Source organism: Pseudomonas sp. NPDC090592, from assembly GCF_044769185.1.
Lineage (GTDB): Bacteria > Pseudomonadota > Gammaproteobacteria > Pseudomonadales > Pseudomonadaceae > Aquipseudomonas.
In genome coordinates this window covers 1-17,605 of record NZ_JBIVXJ010000032.1, presented here as the reverse complement: position 1 = coordinate 17,605, position 17,605 = coordinate 1, and the positions used below count along the sequence as shown (strand labels likewise).

Below are 17,605 nucleotides of genomic sequence, written 5' to 3'. Positions count from 1 at the left end.
GGCTAGCGATGTACCTGTGGGAGCGGGCGTGCCCGCGAAGCTTTTAAAGCCCCATCAATCCCGCTTCACAAGCCCCGGCAACTGCGCCACCAGCTTCTGGTTGTTGAACGGCGCACGAATAAACCCACGCTGACGCCCATCCGGCCCCACAACTGCCAGGTTGCCGCTGTGATCCACGGTATACCCCGGCTTGCTGGTATCCGCCGGAATGAACGGAATGCTTAAAGCATTGGCCAGCTTCTGGGTATCCTCGATCGACCCTGCCACCCCGACAAAATCCTTGTCGAAATAGCCCAGGTACTGCTTCAGCTGGTTCGGCGTGTCGCGGTTCGGGTCCACGCTCACCAGCACCACCTGCAGCCGGTCAACGGCTTCCTTGGGCAGCTCGCTCTTCACCTGACGCAACTGGGCCAGGGTGGTCGGGCAGATGTCCGGGCAATAGGTGTAGCCAAAGAACAGCAACGACCATTTGCCCTTCAGGTCATCCAGCTGTACTGGCTGGCCATCCTGGTTGGTCATGGTCACATCGGCCACGGTGCGGCTCTGCGGCAGCAGGATGATGCCCGCATCGATCAGCTCGGTGGGGTTGGGCTGGTCGCGGCCATTTAGCACCTTGTTGACGGTCAGGCCCATGATCAGCGCGACCAGGGCAACGAGGATGAAGACGGTTTTCTGGGTTCGGGTCATAGGTTCAGCAACAGGTAGTGGTCGAGGAGCAACGCGATGAACAGCGCGAACAGGTAGCCGATAGAGTACTTGAACGTGCCGATTGCCGCGTGCGGCCGGCTGCCACGGTACAACACCCAGGCCCAATGCAGGAAGCGCAGGCCCAGCACCAAGGCACAGGCCAGGTACAGCGGGCCACTCATGTGGATGGCATAGGGCAGCAGGCTCACAGCCAACAGAATCAGGGTGTACAGCAGGATATGCAGCTTGGTGTAGCGCTCACCATGGGTCACCGGCAGCATCGGGATATCGGCCTTGGCGTACTCCTCCTTGCGGTGGATGGCCAAGGCCCAGAAGTGCGGCGGGGTCCAGGCGAAGATGATCAGCACCAGCAACAGTGGCTCGGCACTGACATGGCCACTGACCGCAACCCAGCCAAGCAACGGCGGTGCAGCCCCTGCCAGGCCACCGATGACGATGTTCTGCGGCGTGGCGCGCTTGAGAAAGCCGGTGTAGAGCACCGCATACCCGAGCAGGGAAGCCAGCGTCAGCCAGGCGGTGAGGGCGTTGGTGAACACCAGCAGCAGGGCCATGCCCGACAGCGCCAGGGCCAGGGCGAACAACAGCGCCGGCAGTGGCTCGACCCGGCCCTGGGCCAAGGGCCGCTTTTGGGTGCGGGCCATCAACGCATCGATGCGCCGATCGACCACATGGTTGACCACCGCCGCGCTGCCAGCACACAGGCCAATCCCCAGGTTACCGAACAGCAACACCCTCCAGTCCACGCCCGCGCGGGTGGCGAGGAACATGCCTGCCAGCGAGGTGATCAGCATCAGCACCACCACCTTGGGCTTGGTCAGCTCCAGATAATCGCGCCAATTGGCCCGCCGTGCGCTCAGAAGCGTCGCCACGAATCGTTCCTCATCTGATGGGAAATGCCCACACCGGTCACGGGCCGCAGGCGCCAGCCATGGCCGACACCCACGCGCACCTTGTCGACCACGCGAATGCGGTAGTTCACCAGCACCATGCTCAGCAGCAACAGCGCGCCACCCGCGTTGTGCGCCACCGCGACAGCCAACGGCAGGTGGAACAGTACGTTGCTGATGCCCAGGCCGACTTGCAGGGCCAGCGCCAGCAGCACCAGCCGCGCCAGGCCGGGCAGGCCACAGCGATGCAGCTTCCAGCTGAGCATCAGCAGCACGCAGGTCACCAGCAGGGCGCCCAGGCGGTGGCTGATGTGGATAGCGGTGCGCGCATCACTGTCCAGTTGCCCGCCCAGGTAATTGGGACCGACGTGCTGGGTCAGGTGAAAGCCGTTGCTGAAGTCTGCCGCCGGCCACCACTGGCCGTGGCAAGTGGGCAGGTCGATGCAGGCAACCGCTGCGTAGTTGGCACTGACCCAACCGCCCAGGGCAATCTGGCCGATCACCACCAGCAGCGCCAACGCAGCGATGCGGCGCAAGCTCAACGGCAACTTGGGCAATGGCGCAAAAGCCCGGGATAGACGCAGGGATAACAGGAACAGCAGGCTCAACGTGGTGAACCCGCCGAGCAAGTGCGCGGTGACCACCTGTGGCCACAGCTTCAGGGTAACCGTCCACATGCCGAAGGCCGCCTGTGCCAGCACCACGCCCAGCAACAGCACAGGCAGACGATACGGCTGACCGTCGCGGGCATGTCGGCGCACCGCCTGGAAGGCCAGCAGGGCGATTACCACAGCCAACGTACCGGCGAAGTAGCGATGGACCATTTCGGCCCAGCCCTTGGCCTCTTCCACCGGGTGATCCGGGAAATGCAGCTCGGCGTGGGCAAGTTGGGCTTCGCTCTTGGGCACGCTGATGAAGCCGTAGCAACCCGGCCAGTCGGGGCAACCGAGGCCGGCGTGGGTCAGGCGGGTGTAGGCACCCAGCAGCACGACCAGCAATGCCAGCAGGGTGGCGAACACAGCTAAGCGGAATCCGGGTCTGGCCATGGCAGGCTCCTAGCCGATATTGGACAGCTTGAGCAGGTGGCGCAGGTCGTCCAGCACATGCTTGCCGTTGCCCTTGCCGTCGTAGCGCAGCACCAGGTTGCCGTGGGGGTCGACGATCCACAGTTGCGGGCCGGGCTCACCGACCTTCTGCAAGTAGCGTGGTGCGTCCAGCGGGTAGCGTTGCAGTTGCGGGTACTCGCGCCCCAGCAGCGCCTGGTAGTCGGCGCCCAGCGGTTGCGCAGCGGCCAGCGCATGGCTGGCACGGCTGGCATCGCGGCCCAGGCCGACCTGGATCTGCCGGGCCAGGTACACCAGCCGCTGGCAGTCCTCGGCGCAGGTCTCGGGCGCGCTGACCAGCAGCTGCCAGCGCTGGTCTTCACCCGCCACGCCGATATCCGCACGGGTTTCACCATTGCCGATCATGGCGCCGTGGTAGCTACGGCCTTCCGGCACCCAGAAGTTGAGCTTGTACATGCTGGTAGCCAGAATCATCGGCCCAAGCACTACAAACAGGATCAGCAACAGCTGCAAACGCCCGCGGGCTCTGGGTTTGCTACGTTCAGGCACGTCCAGTGGAGTGGCGGTGGCCATGGCGTTTCTCCTTGTTTTGGTGCCAGCCGAAGTAGAGGTAGAGCAGAACCAGCGCGGTCGCCAGGGCAAACCACTGCACGGCGTACCCCAGGTGTTTTTCCGGGCCCATGGCCACCACCGGCCAGTCCAGGCGGTAGGTTGCCGGGCCGGGCTCCAGGCGCAACTCATGGGCGTAGCCTTCGCGGCCTAACTGCGGCCATAGCTGCGCGGCATCAACGGCGGTGAGCAGATGGGGCCACTGGCCGCCTTCAGGGTCGGGATGCAGCTGGAACGTGCTACCGGGCGATACGTAGACGGAAGCGTTCAGTGCCAAGGCCTGGGCAGGGGTATCGAAATGCACCGGCACGCGGCGGTCTGGCCATGGTAGCCAGCCACGGTTGATCAGAAGCCACTGGCCACTGGGCTGGTCATGGAAGGGCTGCAGCAATTCGACACCGGCCTGGCCATCGCGCATGCGGTTGTCCAGTAGCACGCTGTGCTCGGCGTCGAAGCGGCCATACAGGTGCACGCGGCGCAAGGCGTTGTCTTCGTTGCCATTCAGCTGGCTGGTCGCCAGCGGCGCTTCGATACGTCGCTCGGCGTAGCTGGCCAGCAATGCGCGCTTTTCCTCGGCCCGCCCAAGTTGCCAGCAGCCAAGCGCGATCAGCCCCGGTAGAAGTGCAAGCACCACCAGGGTCGGTACCCAGCCTGGGCGAAACGGCCTCACGGGCGCCTCGCTATACTTATCCACATCACCGCATCCCCCCGGAGTAGCGCCATGCTCAAGGCCGCGATTGTCCTGATGCTGATGGCCACGATTGCCAGCCTGTTCAGTGGCCTGGTGTTTCTGGTCAAAGACGATGAAAACTCGACCCGCCTGCTGAAAGCGCTGACCGTGCGGGTAACCCTGGCGGCCTTGACCATCGGCCTGGTCGCCTGGGGTTTCATCAGCGGTCAGCTGGTATCTCATGCCCCTTTCTGAAGTTTTCAGCTGACCCTGTGGGAGCGGGCATGCCCGCGAATGCGATGTTGAATGTACCGACGCATTCGCGGGCGCGCCCGCTCCCACAGGGTTCTCTATCTGCCTTCAAAGTACGTAGACAAAGATAAACAACCCCACCCAAACCACATCAACGAAGTGCCAGTACCAGCTGGCTGCCTCGAAGCCAAAGTGTTTCTCCGGGTTGAAGTGCCCACGCAAAATGCGCACGAACATCACGATCAGGATGATCGTGCCCAAGGTCACGTGGGCACCGTGGAAGCCGGTGAGCATGAAGAACGTCGCACCATAGATCCCCGACCCCAGCGTCAGCCCCAGCTTGGTGTAGGCCTCGTGGTACTCGAAAGCCTGAAGCGCAATAAAACTGAGGCCCAGCAGGATGGTCAGCGCCATCCAGAATTTCAGCGGCCCTCGGTGATCACGGCGCAATGCATGGTGGGCGATGGTGATGGTCACACTGGAGCTCACCAGCAAGATGGTGTTGATCAGCGGCAAGTGCCACGGGTCGATCACTTCCTTGGGCGGCGGGAACAGTTTCGGGTCAGGCGTGTGCAGCAGCGGCCAGGTGAATTCGAAGGTTGGCCACAGCATGTGCGCAACCCCTTTGGCCCCTTCACCGCCCAGCCAGGGCCCGGCCAGCACGCGCACATAGAACAGCGCACCGAAGAAGGCCAGGAAGAACATCACCTCGGAGAAGATGAACCAGCTCATCCCCCAGCGGAACGAGCGGTCCAGCTGCGGGCTGTACAACCCTGCTCGGCTCTCCTTCACCACGGCACCAAACCAGCCAAACAGCATGTAGGCCAGGAACAACGCACCAATGAAGAAAATCAGCGGCCCGTGCGAATCCGCGTGGCCGGCCTTCATGTCATTGAACCAGGTGCCCAGGCCAAATACCGTGATGAACATGCCGATGGTGGCAATGATCGGCCACTTGCTCTGCGCCGGAACGTAGTAGTGCTGATGACTTGCCATTGCTGTTCTCCTTCCCTTAACGGGCGCCCTGGACGTCCTGGGCCGCAACATGAGCGACCGGCGGGTGGCGAGCGGTGATGTCGAACAAGGTGTAGGCCAGTGTCAGGTGCTTCACGCTGGCCGGCAGGTCGCGGTCGACAATGAAGCGCACCGGCATCTCGATGCGTTCGCCGGGCTGCAGCACCTGCTGGGTAAAGCAGAAGCACTCGGTCTTGTGGAAGTACGCCGCGGCCTCGGCCGGGGTGATGCTGGGTATCGCCTGCGCACTCATCGGCCGGTCGGTCGGGTTGTGGGCAATGAAGATCATCTGGTTCACCGCCCCCGGGTTGACCTCCAGTTGGTCAGCCGTGGAATAGAAGTCCCAGACCATGTCGCTGGCATTGGTCGACATGAACTGCACCCGCACCGAACGCGACGGGTCGCTGACCTGGCTGCCCTCGTATTGCCCGCCGGTCTTGCCGTTGATGCCAAACGCCTTGCACATCACGTCGTAGATCGGCACCAGGGCGAAGCCGAAGGCGAACATCACCACCGTCAGCATCAGCAGGCGCGTTACCAGGCGTTTCAGCGACAGGCCTTTCATGGCGGGTTCCCTATTTCACTTCCGGTGGTGTCTGGAAGGTGTGGTAGGGCGCAGGGGAGGGGATCGACCATTCCAGGCCCTCGGCGCCATCCCAAGGCTTGGCCGGTGCCGGCGCCCCACCGCGGATGCACTTGATGACGATGAACAGGAAGAAGATCTGCGTTGCGCCAAACAGGAAGGCACCGATCGACGACACCATGTTGAAGTCGGCGAACTGCAGGTTGTAGTCCGGGATGCGGCGCGGCATGCCTGCCAGGCCAACGAAGTGCATGGGGAAGAAGGCCATGTTCATGCCGATGAACGACAGCCAGAAGTGCAGTTTGCCAAGGGTTTCGTCGTACATGTGGCCGGTCCATTTCGGCAGCCAGTAGTAGGCCGAGGCAAAGATGCCGAAAATCGCCCCGGGCACCAGCACGTAGTGGAAGTGCGCTACCACGAAGTAGGTGTCGTGGTACTGGAAGTCCGCCGGGGCGATGGCCAGCATCAACCCGGAGAAGCCGCCGATGGTGAACAGGATGACGAAGGCAATGGCGAACAGCATCGGCGTTTCAAAGGTAAGCGAGCCTTCCCACATGGTGCTGACCCAGTTGAACACCTTCACCCCGGTGGGCACGGCAATCAGCATGGTGGCGTACATGAAGAACAACTCACCCACCACCGGGATGCCGACCACGAACATGTGGTGGGCCCAGACAATGAACGACAGGAAGGCAATGGCCCCGGTGGCGTACACCATCGAGGTGTAGCCGAACAGCGGCTTGCGCGAAAACGCCGGGATGATCGAGCTGACCGCGCCGAACGCCGGCAGGATCATGATGTACACCTCGGGGTGGCCGAAGAACCAGAACACGTGCTGGAACAGCACCGGGTCACCGCCGCCAGCGGCACTGAAGAAGCTGGTGCCGAAATGGATGTCCATCAGCATCATGGTCACCACCCCCGCCAGTACCGGCATCACGGCAATCAGCAGGAACGCGGTAATCAGCCAGGTCCAGACGAACAGTGGCATTTTCATCAGGGTCATGCCCGGTGCGCGCAGGTTGAGGATGGTGGCGATCACGTTGATCGCGCCCATGATCGAGCTGATGCCCATCAGGTGGATGGCGAAGATGAAGAAGGTGACACTGGCCGGGGCGTAGGTGGTGGACAGCGGGGCGTAGAAGGTCCAGCCGAAGTTGGGGCCGCCGCCAGGGCTGAACAAGGTCGAGACCAGCAGCAGGAACGCCGCCGGCAGCAACCAGAAGCTGAAGTTGTTCATGCGCGGCAGGGCCATGTCGGGCGCGCCGATCATCAGCGGGATCATCCAGTTGGCCAGGCCGACGAAGGCCGGCATCACCGCGCCAAACACCATGATCAGGCCGTGCATGGTGGTCATCTGGTTGAAGAACGCCGGCTCCACGATCTGTAGCCCAGGCTGGAACAACTCGGCGCGGATCACCATGGCGAACGAGCCGCCGAGCAGGAACATGATGAAGGCGAACCACAGGTACATCGTGCCGATGTCTTTATGGTTGGTGGTCAGCACCCAGCGCATCAGGCCCTTGGCCGGGCCGTGGGCGTGCTCATGGCCGTGGGCGTGGTCGTCGATCACTGTGCTCATGTCCTGTCTCCTGCAACCCATTGATTGCCGCGAGTAACCCGGTTCACTTGGCTTCTGCCTGCTTCAGCGCCAGCACGTCCTTCGGCGTGACCATGTCGCCCTTGTTGTTGCCCCAGGCATTGCGCTCGTAGGTGACCACAGCCGCGATGTCGACTTCCGAGAGCTGTTTGCCGAATGCCGCCATGGCTGTGCCGGGCTTGCCGTGGAAGACAAGGCTCAGGTGGCCTTCCTTCGGCCCGGTGGCGATCTTCGAGCCCTTGAGCGCCGGGAACATGGGTGGCAGGCCCTGGCCTTCGGCCTGGTGACAGGCCACGCAGGTGGTGTGGTAGACCTTGTCGCCGCGTTCCACCAGCTCTTCCAGGGTCCATTCCTTGCTGGTCAGTTCCTTGAGCTTGGCGGCTTCGGCTTTGCGCTCACCCAGCCAGGTGTCGTAGTCGGCCTTGGATTTCACCTCGACCACCACCGGCATGAAGCCATGGTCCTTGCCGCACAACTCGGTGCACTGGCCGCGGTAGATGCCGGGCTTCTCGATACGGGTCCAGGCTTCGTTGACGAAGCCGGGGATGGCATCGCGCTTGACCGCGAAGGCCGGCACCCACCAGGAGTGGATGACGTCGGCGGCGGTTACCAGGAAACGCACCTTGGCGCCCACCGGCAGCACCAGCGGCTGGTCGACTTCGAGCAGGTAGTGCTCGTCCTTGGGGGCCTTGTTGTGGATCTGGTCGGCGGGGGTGGCCAGGTTGCTGAAGAACTCCACGTCCTGGCCCAGGTACTTGTAGTGCCACTTCCACTGGTAGCCGGTGACCTGGATGTCGATGTCCGACTCGCTGGCGTCGTAGATATCGATCAGGGTCTTGGTCGCCGGGATGGCCATGACCACCAGGATCAGGAAGGGCACCACGGTCCAGAGGATTTCCACCCAGGTATGCTCGTGGAAATGCGCGGCCTGCTGGCCGGTGGAACGGCGGTGGATGACCATCGACCAGAACATCGCGCCAAACACGACGATGCCGATGATCACGCAGATCCAGAAGATGGTCATGTGCAGGTCGAAGACGGCGTTGGAGACTTCCGTCGCCCCCGGGTGCATGTTCACGGTCCAGGCGGCGTTGGCCTGACCAAAAACCGACCACAACAGGAGGACCATCCAGACATGTGGATGTCGCATCATTGCGGGTTCCCCTTCTAATTCTTGTTGTCCCGGAGGCGTGGCCTGCGGCAAGAGGGAACGGCGGTCAAGACTGCCTGGCTTCGACGACCGAGCCCCTGCAAAAGCAGTCGGGCCTCATCAACGAATCACGTTCAACGGGAGTATAGACAGCGACCAATGGCACGCAATGAAGGCAGTGAAATGAACTTCACGAAATGGCCAGATGCCCTGGAAACCGCAGGCTTGACAGCTCATGGCCATATAATGGCATCTCGATATGCCTGAGAGCGCACACGTTTGCGTGGCTTATAACAAATGCGTCTTAGGTATTCTGTATACCGAGCTAATTTAGTGTCTTCCGTTTGAAACGTAATGTCCCTGGAGTTGTCATGAACATCGCTGCTGTACGCGAGCAGGTAAGCCAAGCCCATCAACATGAAGGCCAGACCGGCCAATTGAAAGCGCGTCTCGAGCTGCAACTGCCCCACCTGCACCCCTCGATCCAACTGCCTGAGCAGGACGCCAAGGGTACTTTGGCGCGCTTCGTCAGCGCCTACATCGATCAGGTTCCGGAGCTGCTAGAGGCCGCGCACGAGGTCGCCATTGAGGCCGGGATCGAATCGCAGATCAAACCTGTATTGAAAATTGCCGAGGCTTACTTCCTGCAGCCACCCGAGGTCATGAACGGGCATGTGGGGCTGGACTGCCTGCTGGATGAGGCGTACCTGGCGCACCGCCTGGTGGAGGAGGTGAACGACCTGTACATCCGCCACTTCAAGCAGCCGCTTATTCCGGTCGACACCACGGTGGCAAACCTGATTGCTCACCAGTTGATTGGCGAACCCTTTGCCAACCAGCTGGACGAAGTGGTGCACCACTCGGTTGATGAAATGCTCAATGACGAGAGCTTTGCGGTGGAGTCGGTAGAGGCTTATCGCGAGAAATTGAGCAGCCCGCAAACCGGCGCGGCGTGGAAGCGCTGGCCGTGCCTGTCGCGTCAGCTGGGTGTCGAGTTGGGTCAGCCGGCCTGATATTCCTGCACCGGCCTCTTCGCGGGCACGCCCGCTCCCACAAGGACCGCACAGCATCTGAATTATGTGCGGTCCCTGTGGGAGCGGGCGTGCCCGCGAAGAGGCCAGTTCAGGCAATACAAAACTTCAGCTTCAAGCCCCAACCCCCGCCGTAGTCCGCAACCGCCCCTCGATCCGCCGCTTCAACCGCCGCTGCTCGATCAACAACCGCGACCCATTCGCAGCATTACTTCGGTGCCAGTCCTCCAGCAACTCAAGGCACGAGTGGTCGATGTAGCTCAGGTTACCCAGCGGCACATGCAACGTGGTCCCCACCGGTACGGTATCCAGCACCTGGGTCAGCGCCGGCACCTTGAGGAACGTCGCCGCGCCACTAAGCCGCAGTTCCATATGCCCAGCCTTCTCCAGGCTCACCAGGTTGATCTTCAGCCGCGCCGCCTTGAACGCCAGTTTCAGCAAGGTCAGGGCAAAGCCCAGCAGCACGCCCGTCAGCAGGTCGGTAAAGATGATCGCCAGCGCTGTCGCCGCGTAGGTAAACATCGGCATGCGGCCATAACGACCCAGCCCGCGAAACGCCTTGAAGTCGACCAGCTTGACCCCGGTGAACACCAGTACACCCGCCAGGCTCGCCACCGGAATCTGCTGCAGCACGCTGCTCAACGCCACCACGAACGCGAGCAGCCATAGGCCATGGAAGATCGCCGACGCGCGGGTTTGCGCGCCCGCCTGCACATTCGCCGAGCTGCGCACGATCACCCCGGTCATTGGCAATGCACCCAACACGCCGCATAGCATGTTGCCGATGCCTTGGGCCGACAGCTCACGGTCGAAGTCCGAGCGCTGGCCGCTGTGCATGCGGTCGACCGCCGCGGCCGACAACAAGGTTTCTGCACTGGCGATGAAAGCCAGGGCAAAGGCGGCGACCAGCAGGGCAGGGTCGGCCAGTTGCATCAGGTCATCCGGGCGAATCCAGTCGATGGCCTCGGACAGGTCTGCCGGCACTTGCACCCGGTTTACCGGCAAGGCCAGCCACATGCTGATCGCGGTCATCGCTGCAACACCCAGCAAGGCACCAGGGACGAACCGTAGCCGCTGCGGCCGCAAGCGCTCCCAACCCCACATGATGGCAATGGTGCCCAGGCCCAGCGCACCGGCCATCCAGCCGGAGCCTGAGCTTTCCTGTGGCAGGGCTGCGGCAACGGTGGAGGGGAATTCCAGCAGGTTCTGCAACCCGGAAGGCTGCGGCGCCGTATCAAACATCACATGCACCTGCGACAGCACGATCAGCACGCCAATCCCCGCCAGCATGCCGTACACCACCGCTGGCGCGGTGACGCGGAACCAGCACCCCAGGCGCAGGCGCCCGGCCAGCAACTGCAAAAGCCCCGCCAGCAGCAAGATCGGCCCGAGCATGGCCATGCCATGCTGACGCACCAACTCGAACACCAGTACCGCCAGGCCGGCAGCGGGGCCGCTGACCTGTAGCGGCGAACCGGCGAGAAAACCCACCACAATGCCGCCGATAATGCCGGTAATCAGGCCTTTCGCCGGTGGCATGCCCGAGGCGATCGCAATGCCCATGCACAACGGCAGGGCCACCAGAAAGACCACCACCGACGCCAGCAACTCACGCGGCATGGCCGCTTTCAACTGTGTAATGTTCACCGTGTTTCTCCTTTCTTAGTCGCACGGCCATTCCTCTGGCCGTGGGCACATTTGCCCCTGACAAACGCGCAGGCGCGGGCCGCCAGCGGGCGTGCCGGCAAGGCAGTCAGGGAATTCAAGGCAGCCGAAGGCCGCGCCACACCCCTACAGGGTGCAGCCGGCTATCAAGGTTCTAGCGGTGGACGGGTCGCTTAGTAGCGGCCTCTCGGGGTGGCGCAGGGGACTGGCTCGCCAGCAGCCAAGGGCATGAAGCTGTCGCTGGCGGCGTCATAGGCTTCAATTTTGCTGGTCTCGATGTCGTACACCCAACCATGGATGAACAGTTCGCCAGCGGCCAGGCGCGAAGCCACCGAAGGGTGGGTGCGCAAGTGATGCAGCTGGGCGATGACGTTTTCCTTGGTCAGCACCTGCATCGTTTCATGTTCGCTGCCGCACGAGCAGTTGTTCTCGACCACGGTGCGGGCCACCTCGGCGTGGCGCAGCCAGGCTCCGACGGTCGGCATCTTGTCCAGCGAATGCGGGTTGAGGACCGCGCGCATGGCGCCACAGTCGGAGTGGCCGCAGATGATGATGTGGTGCACTTTCAGTGCCAGTACGGCGTACTCGATGGCGCTGGAAACGCCGCCATTCATCTGGCCGTATGGTGGTACCACGTTACCCACGTTACGGGTCACGAACAGGTCGCCTGGCGAGCTCTGGGTGATCAGCTCGGGGACGATGCGCGAGTCGGCGCAGGTGATGAACATGGCGCGCGGTGTTTGCGCAGTGGCGAGCTTCTTGAACAGCTCTTGCTGATCGGGGAAGACGTCATGGTGAAAGCGCAGAAAGCCATCGACAATGTGCTTCAGGGCGGCATCGGCGCTCTCCGCGGGGACCTGCGGAACGACCTTGGATGGGTCCTTGACGGGCATGATTCATCCTCTTGACGGTGTGTAGGTAAATCCATTTTACCGGTGAAAGATTCTGGCTATGCAGGGATTTAGATGACACGCACGGGCCATAGATCACAGTCGGTGTGGACTGATTTCCTACGCTAGCGGGGAAAACTTAACTGAAACTTAATTCGAAGGCTCTAGAACGGGTGTTCCAGATGGAAAAGGCGGGAACTGGATAATAGCAAAAAAACATCAAACACCAATATGTATTAGCGCAATTATCCACTCGGATTAGTTGTACTCAGGGGTGGCAATGGGCCCCCACTTGGGAGCCCGAGCCCTGCACAGTCCCTGTGGGAGCGGGCATGCCCGCGAAGAGAGCAACTCGGTGTATGGCACCGGCTGCGCCGGTGTTCGCGGGCACGCCCGCTCCCACAGGGGCATGTCAGAACAGGGGCATCTGCCCGCCGGGCGGGCAGAAGGCGGAGCAGTCCAGCGCCTGCGCTTCCCGCCCTTCGAAGTCCAGGCGCTTCATGGCCTTGGCAAAACGCTGCGCCAGCAACTCGGCAAACACGCCTTCACCGCGCATGCGCGCACCAAAGCGGCTGTCATACAGCTCCCCCCCGCGGCTTTGGCGGATCAGGCTCAACACATGCGCCGCCCGTTGAGGGTAGTGGTCTTGCAGCCACTGTTCGAACAGCGGCGCCACTTCCAGCGGCAGGCGCAGCATCATGTAGGCCGCGCTCTGCGCACCTGCTTCCTTGGCCGCCTCCAGCAGGCGCTCCAGCTCACTGTCGTTGATCATCGGAATCATCGGTGAACACAAGACGCCCACGGGCACACCTGCCTCACGCAGCACCCGGATGGCCCGCAAACGGGCCTTGGGCGAAGCCGCGCGTGGCTCCAGTACTCGCTTGAGGTCGTCGTCCAGCGTGGTCAGGCTGATCATCACCCGCGCCAGGCGCTGCCGGGCCATTTCAGCCAGCAGGTCAAGGTCGCGCAGCACCAGTGCACCCTTGGTGACGATGGTCACCGGGTGGCGAAACCGCAGCAGCACTTCTAACAGGCGCCGGGTCAGCAACTGCTCGCGCTCGATCGGCTGGTACGGGTCGGTATTGGAGCCCAGGTTGATCGGCGCACACACATAGCCTGGTTTGCTCAGCTGTTGCGCGAGCACTTCGGCAGCGTTGGTCTTGGCGATCAGCTTGGTTTCAAAATCCAGGCCTGGTGAGAGGTCCCAATAGGCATGGGAGGAGCGGGCATAACAGTAGATGCAGCCATGTTCACAGCCGCGGTAGGGGTTGATGGAGCGGTCGAAAGGCAGGTCGGGCGAAGTATTGCGGGAGATGACCGACTTGGCCGTCTCGCTGCGTACCTCGGTACCCTGGGTTTGCGGCACTTCCTGATACCAGCCGTCGTCCTCCACCACAGAATGGTTCGGGGCAAACCGGTTGTGCGGATTGTGTGCCGTGCCACGGCCCTTTAGCGGCGCTGGGGAATTCATGGCTGCTCCAGATACTGTATTTACATACAGTATCGCAACAACCTTGAATCCACCAGCACCTCTGGTCCGCCAGCCTGCCCTTACTCTGCCGGCTTCTTGAGCTTCGGATTAGGGAAGAACTGCACCGTCTGTACCTTGGCCGGCGCAGCCTTGGGTGCCAGGTGGTTGACCCGGGTGCCAAGCTCCTTGGGCACCGACAGGCCCTGCTCGTTAAGGGTGTCGGTGAAGCCACAGGCCACGCACTCACGGTGCGGGGTGTCGTCTTCGCTCCACATCATCAGCTTGTCAGGCTCGCTGCACGCCGGGCAGACCGCCCCGGCAATGAAGCGCTTCTTGGTCTTGTTCACAGCAACCTCGCTCATGCTGCAGCGCTCTCGGTGAGGCCACTGTGGCGCAGCAACGCATCGATGGAAGGCTCACGCCCACGGAAGTCGACAAACAGCTCCATAGGCTCGCGCGAACCACCGCGGGCCAGGATCGCCTCACGGAACGCGCGGCCGGTTTCGGCATTGAGCACGCCTTCTTCCTCAAAGCGCGAGAAGGCGTCAGCCGACAGCACCTCGGCCCACTTGTAGCTGTAGTAGCCCGCCGCATAACCGCCAGCGAAGATATGCGCAAAGCTGTTAGGGAAGCGGTTGTACGCCGGTGGGCGCATGACCGATACCTCGTCGCGAACGCCTTCGAGCACCTGCAGCACGCTGCGGCCGTCGCCATGGGTGGCATGCAGTTCGAAGTCGAACAGCGAGAACTCCAGCTGGCGCACCATCATCATGCCCGATTGGAAGTTCTTTGCCGCCAGCATCTTGTCCAGCAGGTCCTGAGGCAGGGGAGCACCGGTTTCGTAATGGCCGGAGATCAGCGCCAGGCCTTCCGGCTCCCAGCACCAGTTTTCCATGAACTGGCTCGGCAACTCGACCGCGTCCCACGCCACGCCGTTGATACCGGATACACCGGCATGCTCGATACGGGTCAGCATGTGGTGCAGGCCGTGGCCAAACTCGTGGAACAGGGTGGTGACTTCATCGTGGGTCAACAGCGCCGGCTTGCCGGGTGAGGCCGGGGTGAAGTTGCACACCAGGTTGGCCACCGGGCTCTGCAGCTCGCCGGCCGCAGTGCGGCGGCGGTCGCGGGCGCCGTCCATCCAGGCACCGCCACGCTTGTTGGCACGGGCGTAAAGGTCGAAGAAGAAGCGGCCGACCTGCTGGCCGTTTTCCTTGATTTCGAACAGGCGTACGTCCGGGTGCCAGCTGTCGAAGCCCTTGAGCTCGGCGATTTCGATGCCGTACAGGCGCTGCACGATGCTGAACAGGCCACCCAGCACCTTGTCGATCGGGAAGTAGGCGCGCAGGGCTTCCTGCGACACGCTGTAGCGCTGCTCGCGCAGCTTCTCGCCAAAGTAGCCGGCGTCCCAGCTGGCCAGTTCAGGGCAACCTTGCTCAGCAGCGTAGGCCTTAAGCTGCTCCAGGTCCTGGGCGGCGAACGGCTTGGAACGCTTGGCCAGGTCACGCAGGAAGCTCAACACCTGGTCGCTGGACTCAGCCATCTTGGTGGCCAGGCTCAGCTCGGCGTAGTTCTTGTAGCCCAGCAGTTCGGCCAGCTCCTGGCGCAGGCCAAGGATTTCCTGCATCACCGGGCCGTTGTCGTTCTGGCCTGCGTTCGGGCCCTGGTCCGAGGCGCGAGTGCAGTACGCGGCGTACAGCTCTTCGCGCAGGTTGCGGTCGCTGGCGTAGGTCATCACCGCGTAGTAGCTGGGGAATTCCAGGGTAATCAGCCAGCCGTCGAGGCCTTTGGCCTGGGCAGCGGCAGCCATCTGCGCTTTGGCCGAGTCGGTCAGGCCAGCCAGCGCGGCTTCGTCGGTAACGTGCTTGGTCCAGGCCTGGGTGGCATCGAGCAACTGGTTGGAGAAGCGGCTGCCCAGCTCGCTGAGCTTGCTTTGCACTTCGGCGTAGCGCTGCTGCTTGTCTGCCGACAGGTCGATACCCGACAGGCGGAAATCACGCAGGGCATGCTCGAGGATAGTCTTTTGCGCCACGTCGAAACCGGCGGCTTCAGGGCTGTTGATCAACGCCTGGTAGGCGTCGAACAGCGCACGGTTCTGGCCCAGTTCGGTAGAGTAGGCGCTCAGCGCCGGCAGGCACGACTCGTAGGCCTCACGCAGCTCGGCGCTGTTGCACACCGCATTGAGGTGGCTGACCGGGCTCCAGGCAGCGCCCAGGCGGTCGTTCAGTTCGTCCATGGCCAGCACCAGGCCAGCCCAGGATGGGTTCTTGCCCTGCTTGTCGAGGATCTCGGCAATGGCTTTACGGTTGTCGGCCAGGATCGCTTCGATCGCCGGCAACACGTGTTCGGCACGGATTTGCGAGAAGGGCGGCAGATCGTGGGATTGCAGAAGCGGGTTGTTCGCAGTCACGGTTTGGATACCTTGGCAGAAGAAACACTGCCCCATCTTAATTACAATCGACGCCGACCGCAGCAGGCAGCCTGCCTATCGGCACAGATGAGAGACGCTATCATGGCCATCCGAAGCTTCCAGCAACACACTCCGAAAGTTGGACTACGTGCCTTCGTCGACCGTTCGGCGGTGGTGCTGGGCGACGTGGAGATCGGTGAAGACAGCTCGATCTGGCCCATGACCGTAGTACGCGGCGACATGCACCGCATCCGCATTGGTGCGCGCACCAGCGTGCAAGACGCCAGCGTGCTGCACATCACCCACGCCGGCCCGTTCAACCCGGACGGCTTCCCGCTGATCATCGGTGACGAGGTGACCATCGGCCACAAAGTGATGCTGCATGGCTGCACCCTGGGCAACCGCATCCTGGTGGGCATGGGCAGCACCATCATGGATGGCGCCATCGTCGAGGACGAAGTGATCATCGGTGCCGGCAGCCTGGTGCCACCGGGCAAGCGCCTGGTCAGTGGCTACCTGTATATGGGCAGCCCGGTAAAGCAGGCCCGGTTGCTGAACGACAAGGAGCGCGCGTTCTTTTCCTACAGTGCCGGCAACTACGTGAAGCTCAAGGACCAGCACCTGGCCGAAGGCTACGACCAACCTGAATGACCGCATTCGCGGGCACGCCCGCTCCCACAGGGACAGCGCCGGCCTCAGGCCTTGTGATATTCCTGTGGGAGCGGGCGAGCCCGCGAAGATGGCCACAAAGCACTCAAGTGGACCCCGTACATGCACCAGCAAAACATCCTGTTCGACCTCGACGGCACCCTGACCGACCCGCGCCTGGGCATTACCCGCTCGATCCAGTACGCCCTGGCCAAGCTGGGCATCGACGAGCCGGACCTGGCCCGCCTCGAGCACTTCATCGGCCCACCCCTGCTGCAGGCTTTCATGCAGTTCTACAGCTTCGACGAAGCCAAGGCCTGGGAGGCGGTCAACTTCTACCGGGAGCGCTTCCGCGTCACCGGCCTGTACGAAAACCTGGTATTCCAGGGCGTGCCGGAGTTGCTCGAAGCCCTGAACGGGCAGGGCCGCACGCTGTACATCGCTACCTCCAAGCCCTGGGAATTCGCCCGCGAAATTGCCCGGCACTTTGCCTTCGACCACCATTTCAAGGTGATCTACGGCAGCGAGCTGGACGGCACGCGTACCAACAAGGTCGAGCTGATTCGTCATTTGCTGGATGAAGAAGGCCTGGACCCGGCGCAAACGCTGATGATCGGCGACCGCAAGCATGACCTGATCGGAGCCCGCAGCAATGGCTTGCAGGCCGTGGCGGTGGGGTATGGGTTTGGTAGCCGGGAAGAGTTGATGGCCGAAGAACCGGCTTTCCACTTTGCTACCTTGGCCGAGATGCATCAGGCATTTATCAAGGCTTGAGGGCCCTGGGGGCTGCTTTGCAGCCCATCGCGACGCAAGGCCGCTCCTACAGGGAATCGCGTCAACTCATGCTACGCGGTCCCTTGTAGATACCGTCTTGACCCTCACCCCGCAAGAGGGATTTTGGGGTCAAACGGTATCCCCGACTTCACCACCCCGTAAACCAGGTGCAGCAGCTT

The 17,605-nt window shown here is 62.5% G+C and carries 18 protein-coding genes; 4 read left to right on the top strand and 14 right to left on the bottom strand.

From position 1 onward, the window contains the following. Positions 1 to 54: 54 nt before the first annotated feature. The 5 genes from ACIQUI_RS23345 to ACIQUI_RS23325 are packed head-to-tail and all read right to left on the bottom strand — an operon-like array spanning position 55 to position 3,938. A complete protein-coding gene (locus ACIQUI_RS23345; RefSeq protein ID WP_060499831.1) occupies positions 55 to 687 on the bottom strand; it encodes an SCO family protein in 633 nt (210 codons plus the stop codon). Beyond that, positions 684 to 1,577, bottom strand: a complete 894-nt coding sequence (gene cyoE, locus ACIQUI_RS23340; RefSeq protein WP_403203064.1) for a heme o synthase — start codon at positions 1,575 to 1,577, stop codon at positions 684 to 686. Before cyoE ends, ACIQUI_RS23345 begins: the two co-directional genes overlap by 4 nt. Further along, positions 1,562 to 2,641 (bottom strand): heme A synthase, encoded by a 1,080-nt coding sequence (locus ACIQUI_RS23335; protein WP_403203063.1) that lies wholly within the window; start codon positions 2,639 to 2,641, stop codon positions 1,562 to 1,564. The genes cyoE and ACIQUI_RS23335 overlap by 16 nt, the downstream gene beginning before the upstream one ends. A 9-nt stretch (positions 2,642 to 2,650) precedes the next feature. Further along, the gene (locus tag ACIQUI_RS23330; protein WP_403203062.1) at positions 2,651 to 3,232 is read right to left on the bottom strand and encodes a hypothetical protein; all 582 of its coding nucleotides are present in this window, start codon (positions 3,230 to 3,232) and stop codon (positions 2,651 to 2,653) included. Beyond that, positions 3,201 to 3,938, bottom strand: a complete 738-nt coding sequence (locus tag ACIQUI_RS23325; protein WP_403203061.1) for an SURF1 family protein — start codon at positions 3,936 to 3,938, stop codon at positions 3,201 to 3,203. The genes ACIQUI_RS23330 and ACIQUI_RS23325 overlap by 32 nt, the downstream gene beginning before the upstream one ends. A 51-nt stretch (positions 3,939 to 3,989) precedes the next feature. On the opposite strand from ACIQUI_RS23325, the gene ACIQUI_RS23320 reads away from it, so the two are divergent. Beyond that, on the top strand, positions 3,990 to 4,193 hold the full coding sequence (locus ACIQUI_RS23320) for a twin transmembrane helix small protein (protein WP_391131948.1): 204 nt from the start codon (positions 3,990 to 3,992) through the stop codon (positions 4,191 to 4,193). A 105-nt stretch (positions 4,194 to 4,298) separates the two neighbouring features. Here the strand turns inward: ACIQUI_RS23320 and ACIQUI_RS23315 are convergent, their stop codons facing one another. Genes ACIQUI_RS23315 through coxB form a run of 4 tightly spaced genes read right to left on the bottom strand, consistent with a single transcriptional unit; the run spans position 4,299 to position 8,540 of the window. After that, entirely contained in the window at positions 4,299 to 5,186 is an 888-nt protein-coding gene (locus ACIQUI_RS23315; RefSeq protein ID WP_403203058.1) for a cytochrome c oxidase subunit 3, read from the bottom strand. Between the two features lie 16 nt (positions 5,187 to 5,202). Beyond that, on the bottom strand, positions 5,203 to 5,769 hold the full coding sequence (locus ACIQUI_RS23310) for a cytochrome c oxidase assembly protein (protein WP_198751925.1): 567 nt from the start codon (positions 5,767 to 5,769) through the stop codon (positions 5,203 to 5,205). A gap of 10 nt (positions 5,770 to 5,779) precedes the next feature. Continuing rightward, positions 5,780 to 7,369 carry a cytochrome c oxidase subunit I gene (gene ctaD / locus ACIQUI_RS23305; protein ID WP_403203056.1) on the bottom strand — a complete coding sequence of 530 codons (1,590 nt, stop codon included), beginning with the start codon at positions 7,367 to 7,369 and terminating at the stop codon, positions 5,780 to 5,782. 43 nt (positions 7,370 to 7,412) lie between these two features. Continuing rightward, the gene (coxB, locus tag ACIQUI_RS23300) at positions 7,413 to 8,540 is read right to left on the bottom strand and encodes a cytochrome c oxidase subunit II (RefSeq protein ID WP_403203054.1); all 1,128 of its coding nucleotides are present in this window, start codon (positions 8,538 to 8,540) and stop codon (positions 7,413 to 7,415) included. Positions 8,541 to 8,908: 368 nt separating this feature from the next. On the opposite strand from coxB, the gene ACIQUI_RS23295 reads away from it, so the two are divergent. Further along, entirely contained in the window at positions 8,909 to 9,550 is a 642-nt protein-coding gene (locus ACIQUI_RS23295; protein WP_403203052.1) for a hypothetical protein, read from the top strand. Between the two features lie 132 nt (positions 9,551 to 9,682). Here the strand turns inward: ACIQUI_RS23295 and ACIQUI_RS23290 are convergent, their stop codons facing one another. The 5 genes from ACIQUI_RS23290 to prlC form a co-directional block, all read right to left on the bottom strand. Next, entirely contained in the window at positions 9,683 to 11,188 is a 1,506-nt protein-coding gene (locus ACIQUI_RS23290) for a SulP family inorganic anion transporter (protein ID WP_403203104.1), read from the bottom strand. Between the two features lie 218 nt (positions 11,189 to 11,406). Continuing rightward, entirely contained in the window at positions 11,407 to 12,126 is a 720-nt protein-coding gene (locus ACIQUI_RS23285) for a carbonic anhydrase (RefSeq protein WP_201206648.1), read from the bottom strand. A 409-nt stretch (positions 12,127 to 12,535) separates the two neighbouring features. After that, positions 12,536 to 13,594, bottom strand: coding sequence for a PA0069 family radical SAM protein (locus tag ACIQUI_RS23280; RefSeq protein WP_403203050.1), 1,059 nt, complete (start codon positions 13,592 to 13,594; stop codon positions 12,536 to 12,538). Positions 13,595 to 13,674: 80 nt separating this feature from the next. Further along, entirely contained in the window at positions 13,675 to 13,956 is a 282-nt protein-coding gene (locus ACIQUI_RS23275; RefSeq protein ID WP_016712822.1) for a YheV family putative zinc ribbon protein, read from the bottom strand. Beyond that, positions 13,953 to 16,040: an oligopeptidase A gene (gene prlC / locus ACIQUI_RS23270; protein ID WP_403203048.1), complete on the bottom strand. Its 2,088-nt coding sequence runs from the start codon at positions 16,038 to 16,040 to the stop codon at positions 13,953 to 13,955. Before prlC ends, ACIQUI_RS23275 begins: the two co-directional genes overlap by 4 nt. Before the next feature lie 66 nt (positions 16,041 to 16,106). Between prlC and ACIQUI_RS23265 the strand changes: the two genes are divergently transcribed. Both ACIQUI_RS23265 and ACIQUI_RS23260 read left to right on the top strand, forming a co-directional pair. Next, the gene (locus ACIQUI_RS23265; protein ID WP_016497395.1) at positions 16,107 to 16,655 is read left to right on the top strand and encodes a gamma carbonic anhydrase family protein; all 549 of its coding nucleotides are present in this window, start codon (positions 16,107 to 16,109) and stop codon (positions 16,653 to 16,655) included. A 120-nt stretch (positions 16,656 to 16,775) separates the two neighbouring features. Beyond that, complete coding sequence (locus ACIQUI_RS23260) at positions 16,776 to 17,426, top strand: HAD family hydrolase (protein ID WP_403203046.1); 651 nt, start codon at positions 16,776 to 16,778, stop codon at positions 17,424 to 17,426. Positions 17,427 to 17,605: the final 179 nt, after the last annotated feature.

What these genes read in the sequence shown, in the direction of transcription:
- ACIQUI_RS23345 (WP_060499831.1), bottom strand. Translation starts at nt 687, where the DNA reads ATGACCCGAACCCAGAAAACCGTCTTCATCCTCGTTGCCCTGGTCGCG.
- ACIQUI_RS23335 (WP_403203063.1), bottom strand. Translation starts at nt 2,641, where the DNA reads ATGGCCAGACCCGGATTCCGCTTAGCTGTGTTCGCCACCCTGCTGGCA.
- ACIQUI_RS23330 (WP_403203062.1), bottom strand. Translation starts at nt 3,232, where the DNA reads ATGGCCACCGCCACTCCACTGGACGTGCCTGAACGTAGCAAACCCAGA.
- ACIQUI_RS23320 (WP_391131948.1), top strand. Translation starts at nt 3,990, where the DNA reads ATGCTCAAGGCCGCGATTGTCCTGATGCTGATGGCCACGATTGCCAGC.
- ACIQUI_RS23315 (WP_403203058.1), bottom strand. Translation starts at nt 5,186, where the DNA reads ATGGCAAGTCATCAGCACTACTACGTTCCGGCGCAGAGCAAGTGGCCG.
- ACIQUI_RS23310 (WP_198751925.1), bottom strand. Translation starts at nt 5,769, where the DNA reads ATGAAAGGCCTGTCGCTGAAACGCCTGGTAACGCGCCTGCTGATGCTG.
- ctaD (WP_403203056.1), bottom strand. Translation starts at nt 7,369, where the DNA reads ATGAGCACAGTGATCGACGACCACGCCCACGGCCATGAGCACGCCCAC.
- coxB (WP_403203054.1), bottom strand. Translation starts at nt 8,540, where the DNA reads ATGATGCGACATCCACATGTCTGGATGGTCCTCCTGTTGTGGTCGGTT.
- ACIQUI_RS23295 (WP_403203052.1), top strand. Translation starts at nt 8,909, where the DNA reads ATGAACATCGCTGCTGTACGCGAGCAGGTAAGCCAAGCCCATCAACAT.
- ACIQUI_RS23290 (WP_403203104.1), bottom strand. Translation starts at nt 11,188, where the DNA reads ATGCCGCGTGAGTTGCTGGCGTCGGTGGTGGTCTTTCTGGTGGCCCTG.
- ACIQUI_RS23285 (WP_201206648.1), bottom strand. Translation starts at nt 12,126, where the DNA reads ATGCCCGTCAAGGACCCATCCAAGGTCGTTCCGCAGGTCCCCGCGGAG.
- ACIQUI_RS23280 (WP_403203050.1), bottom strand. Translation starts at nt 13,594, where the DNA reads ATGAATTCCCCAGCGCCGCTAAAGGGCCGTGGCACGGCACACAATCCG.
- ACIQUI_RS23275 (WP_016712822.1), bottom strand. Translation starts at nt 13,956, where the DNA reads ATGAGCGAGGTTGCTGTGAACAAGACCAAGAAGCGCTTCATTGCCGGG.
- prlC (WP_403203048.1), bottom strand. Translation starts at nt 16,040, where the DNA reads ATGGGGCAGTGTTTCTTCTGCCAAGGTATCCAAACCGTGACTGCGAAC.
- ACIQUI_RS23265 (WP_016497395.1), top strand. Translation starts at nt 16,107, where the DNA reads ATGGCCATCCGAAGCTTCCAGCAACACACTCCGAAAGTTGGACTACGT.
- ACIQUI_RS23260 (WP_403203046.1), top strand. Translation starts at nt 16,776, where the DNA reads ATGCACCAGCAAAACATCCTGTTCGACCTCGACGGCACCCTGACCGAC.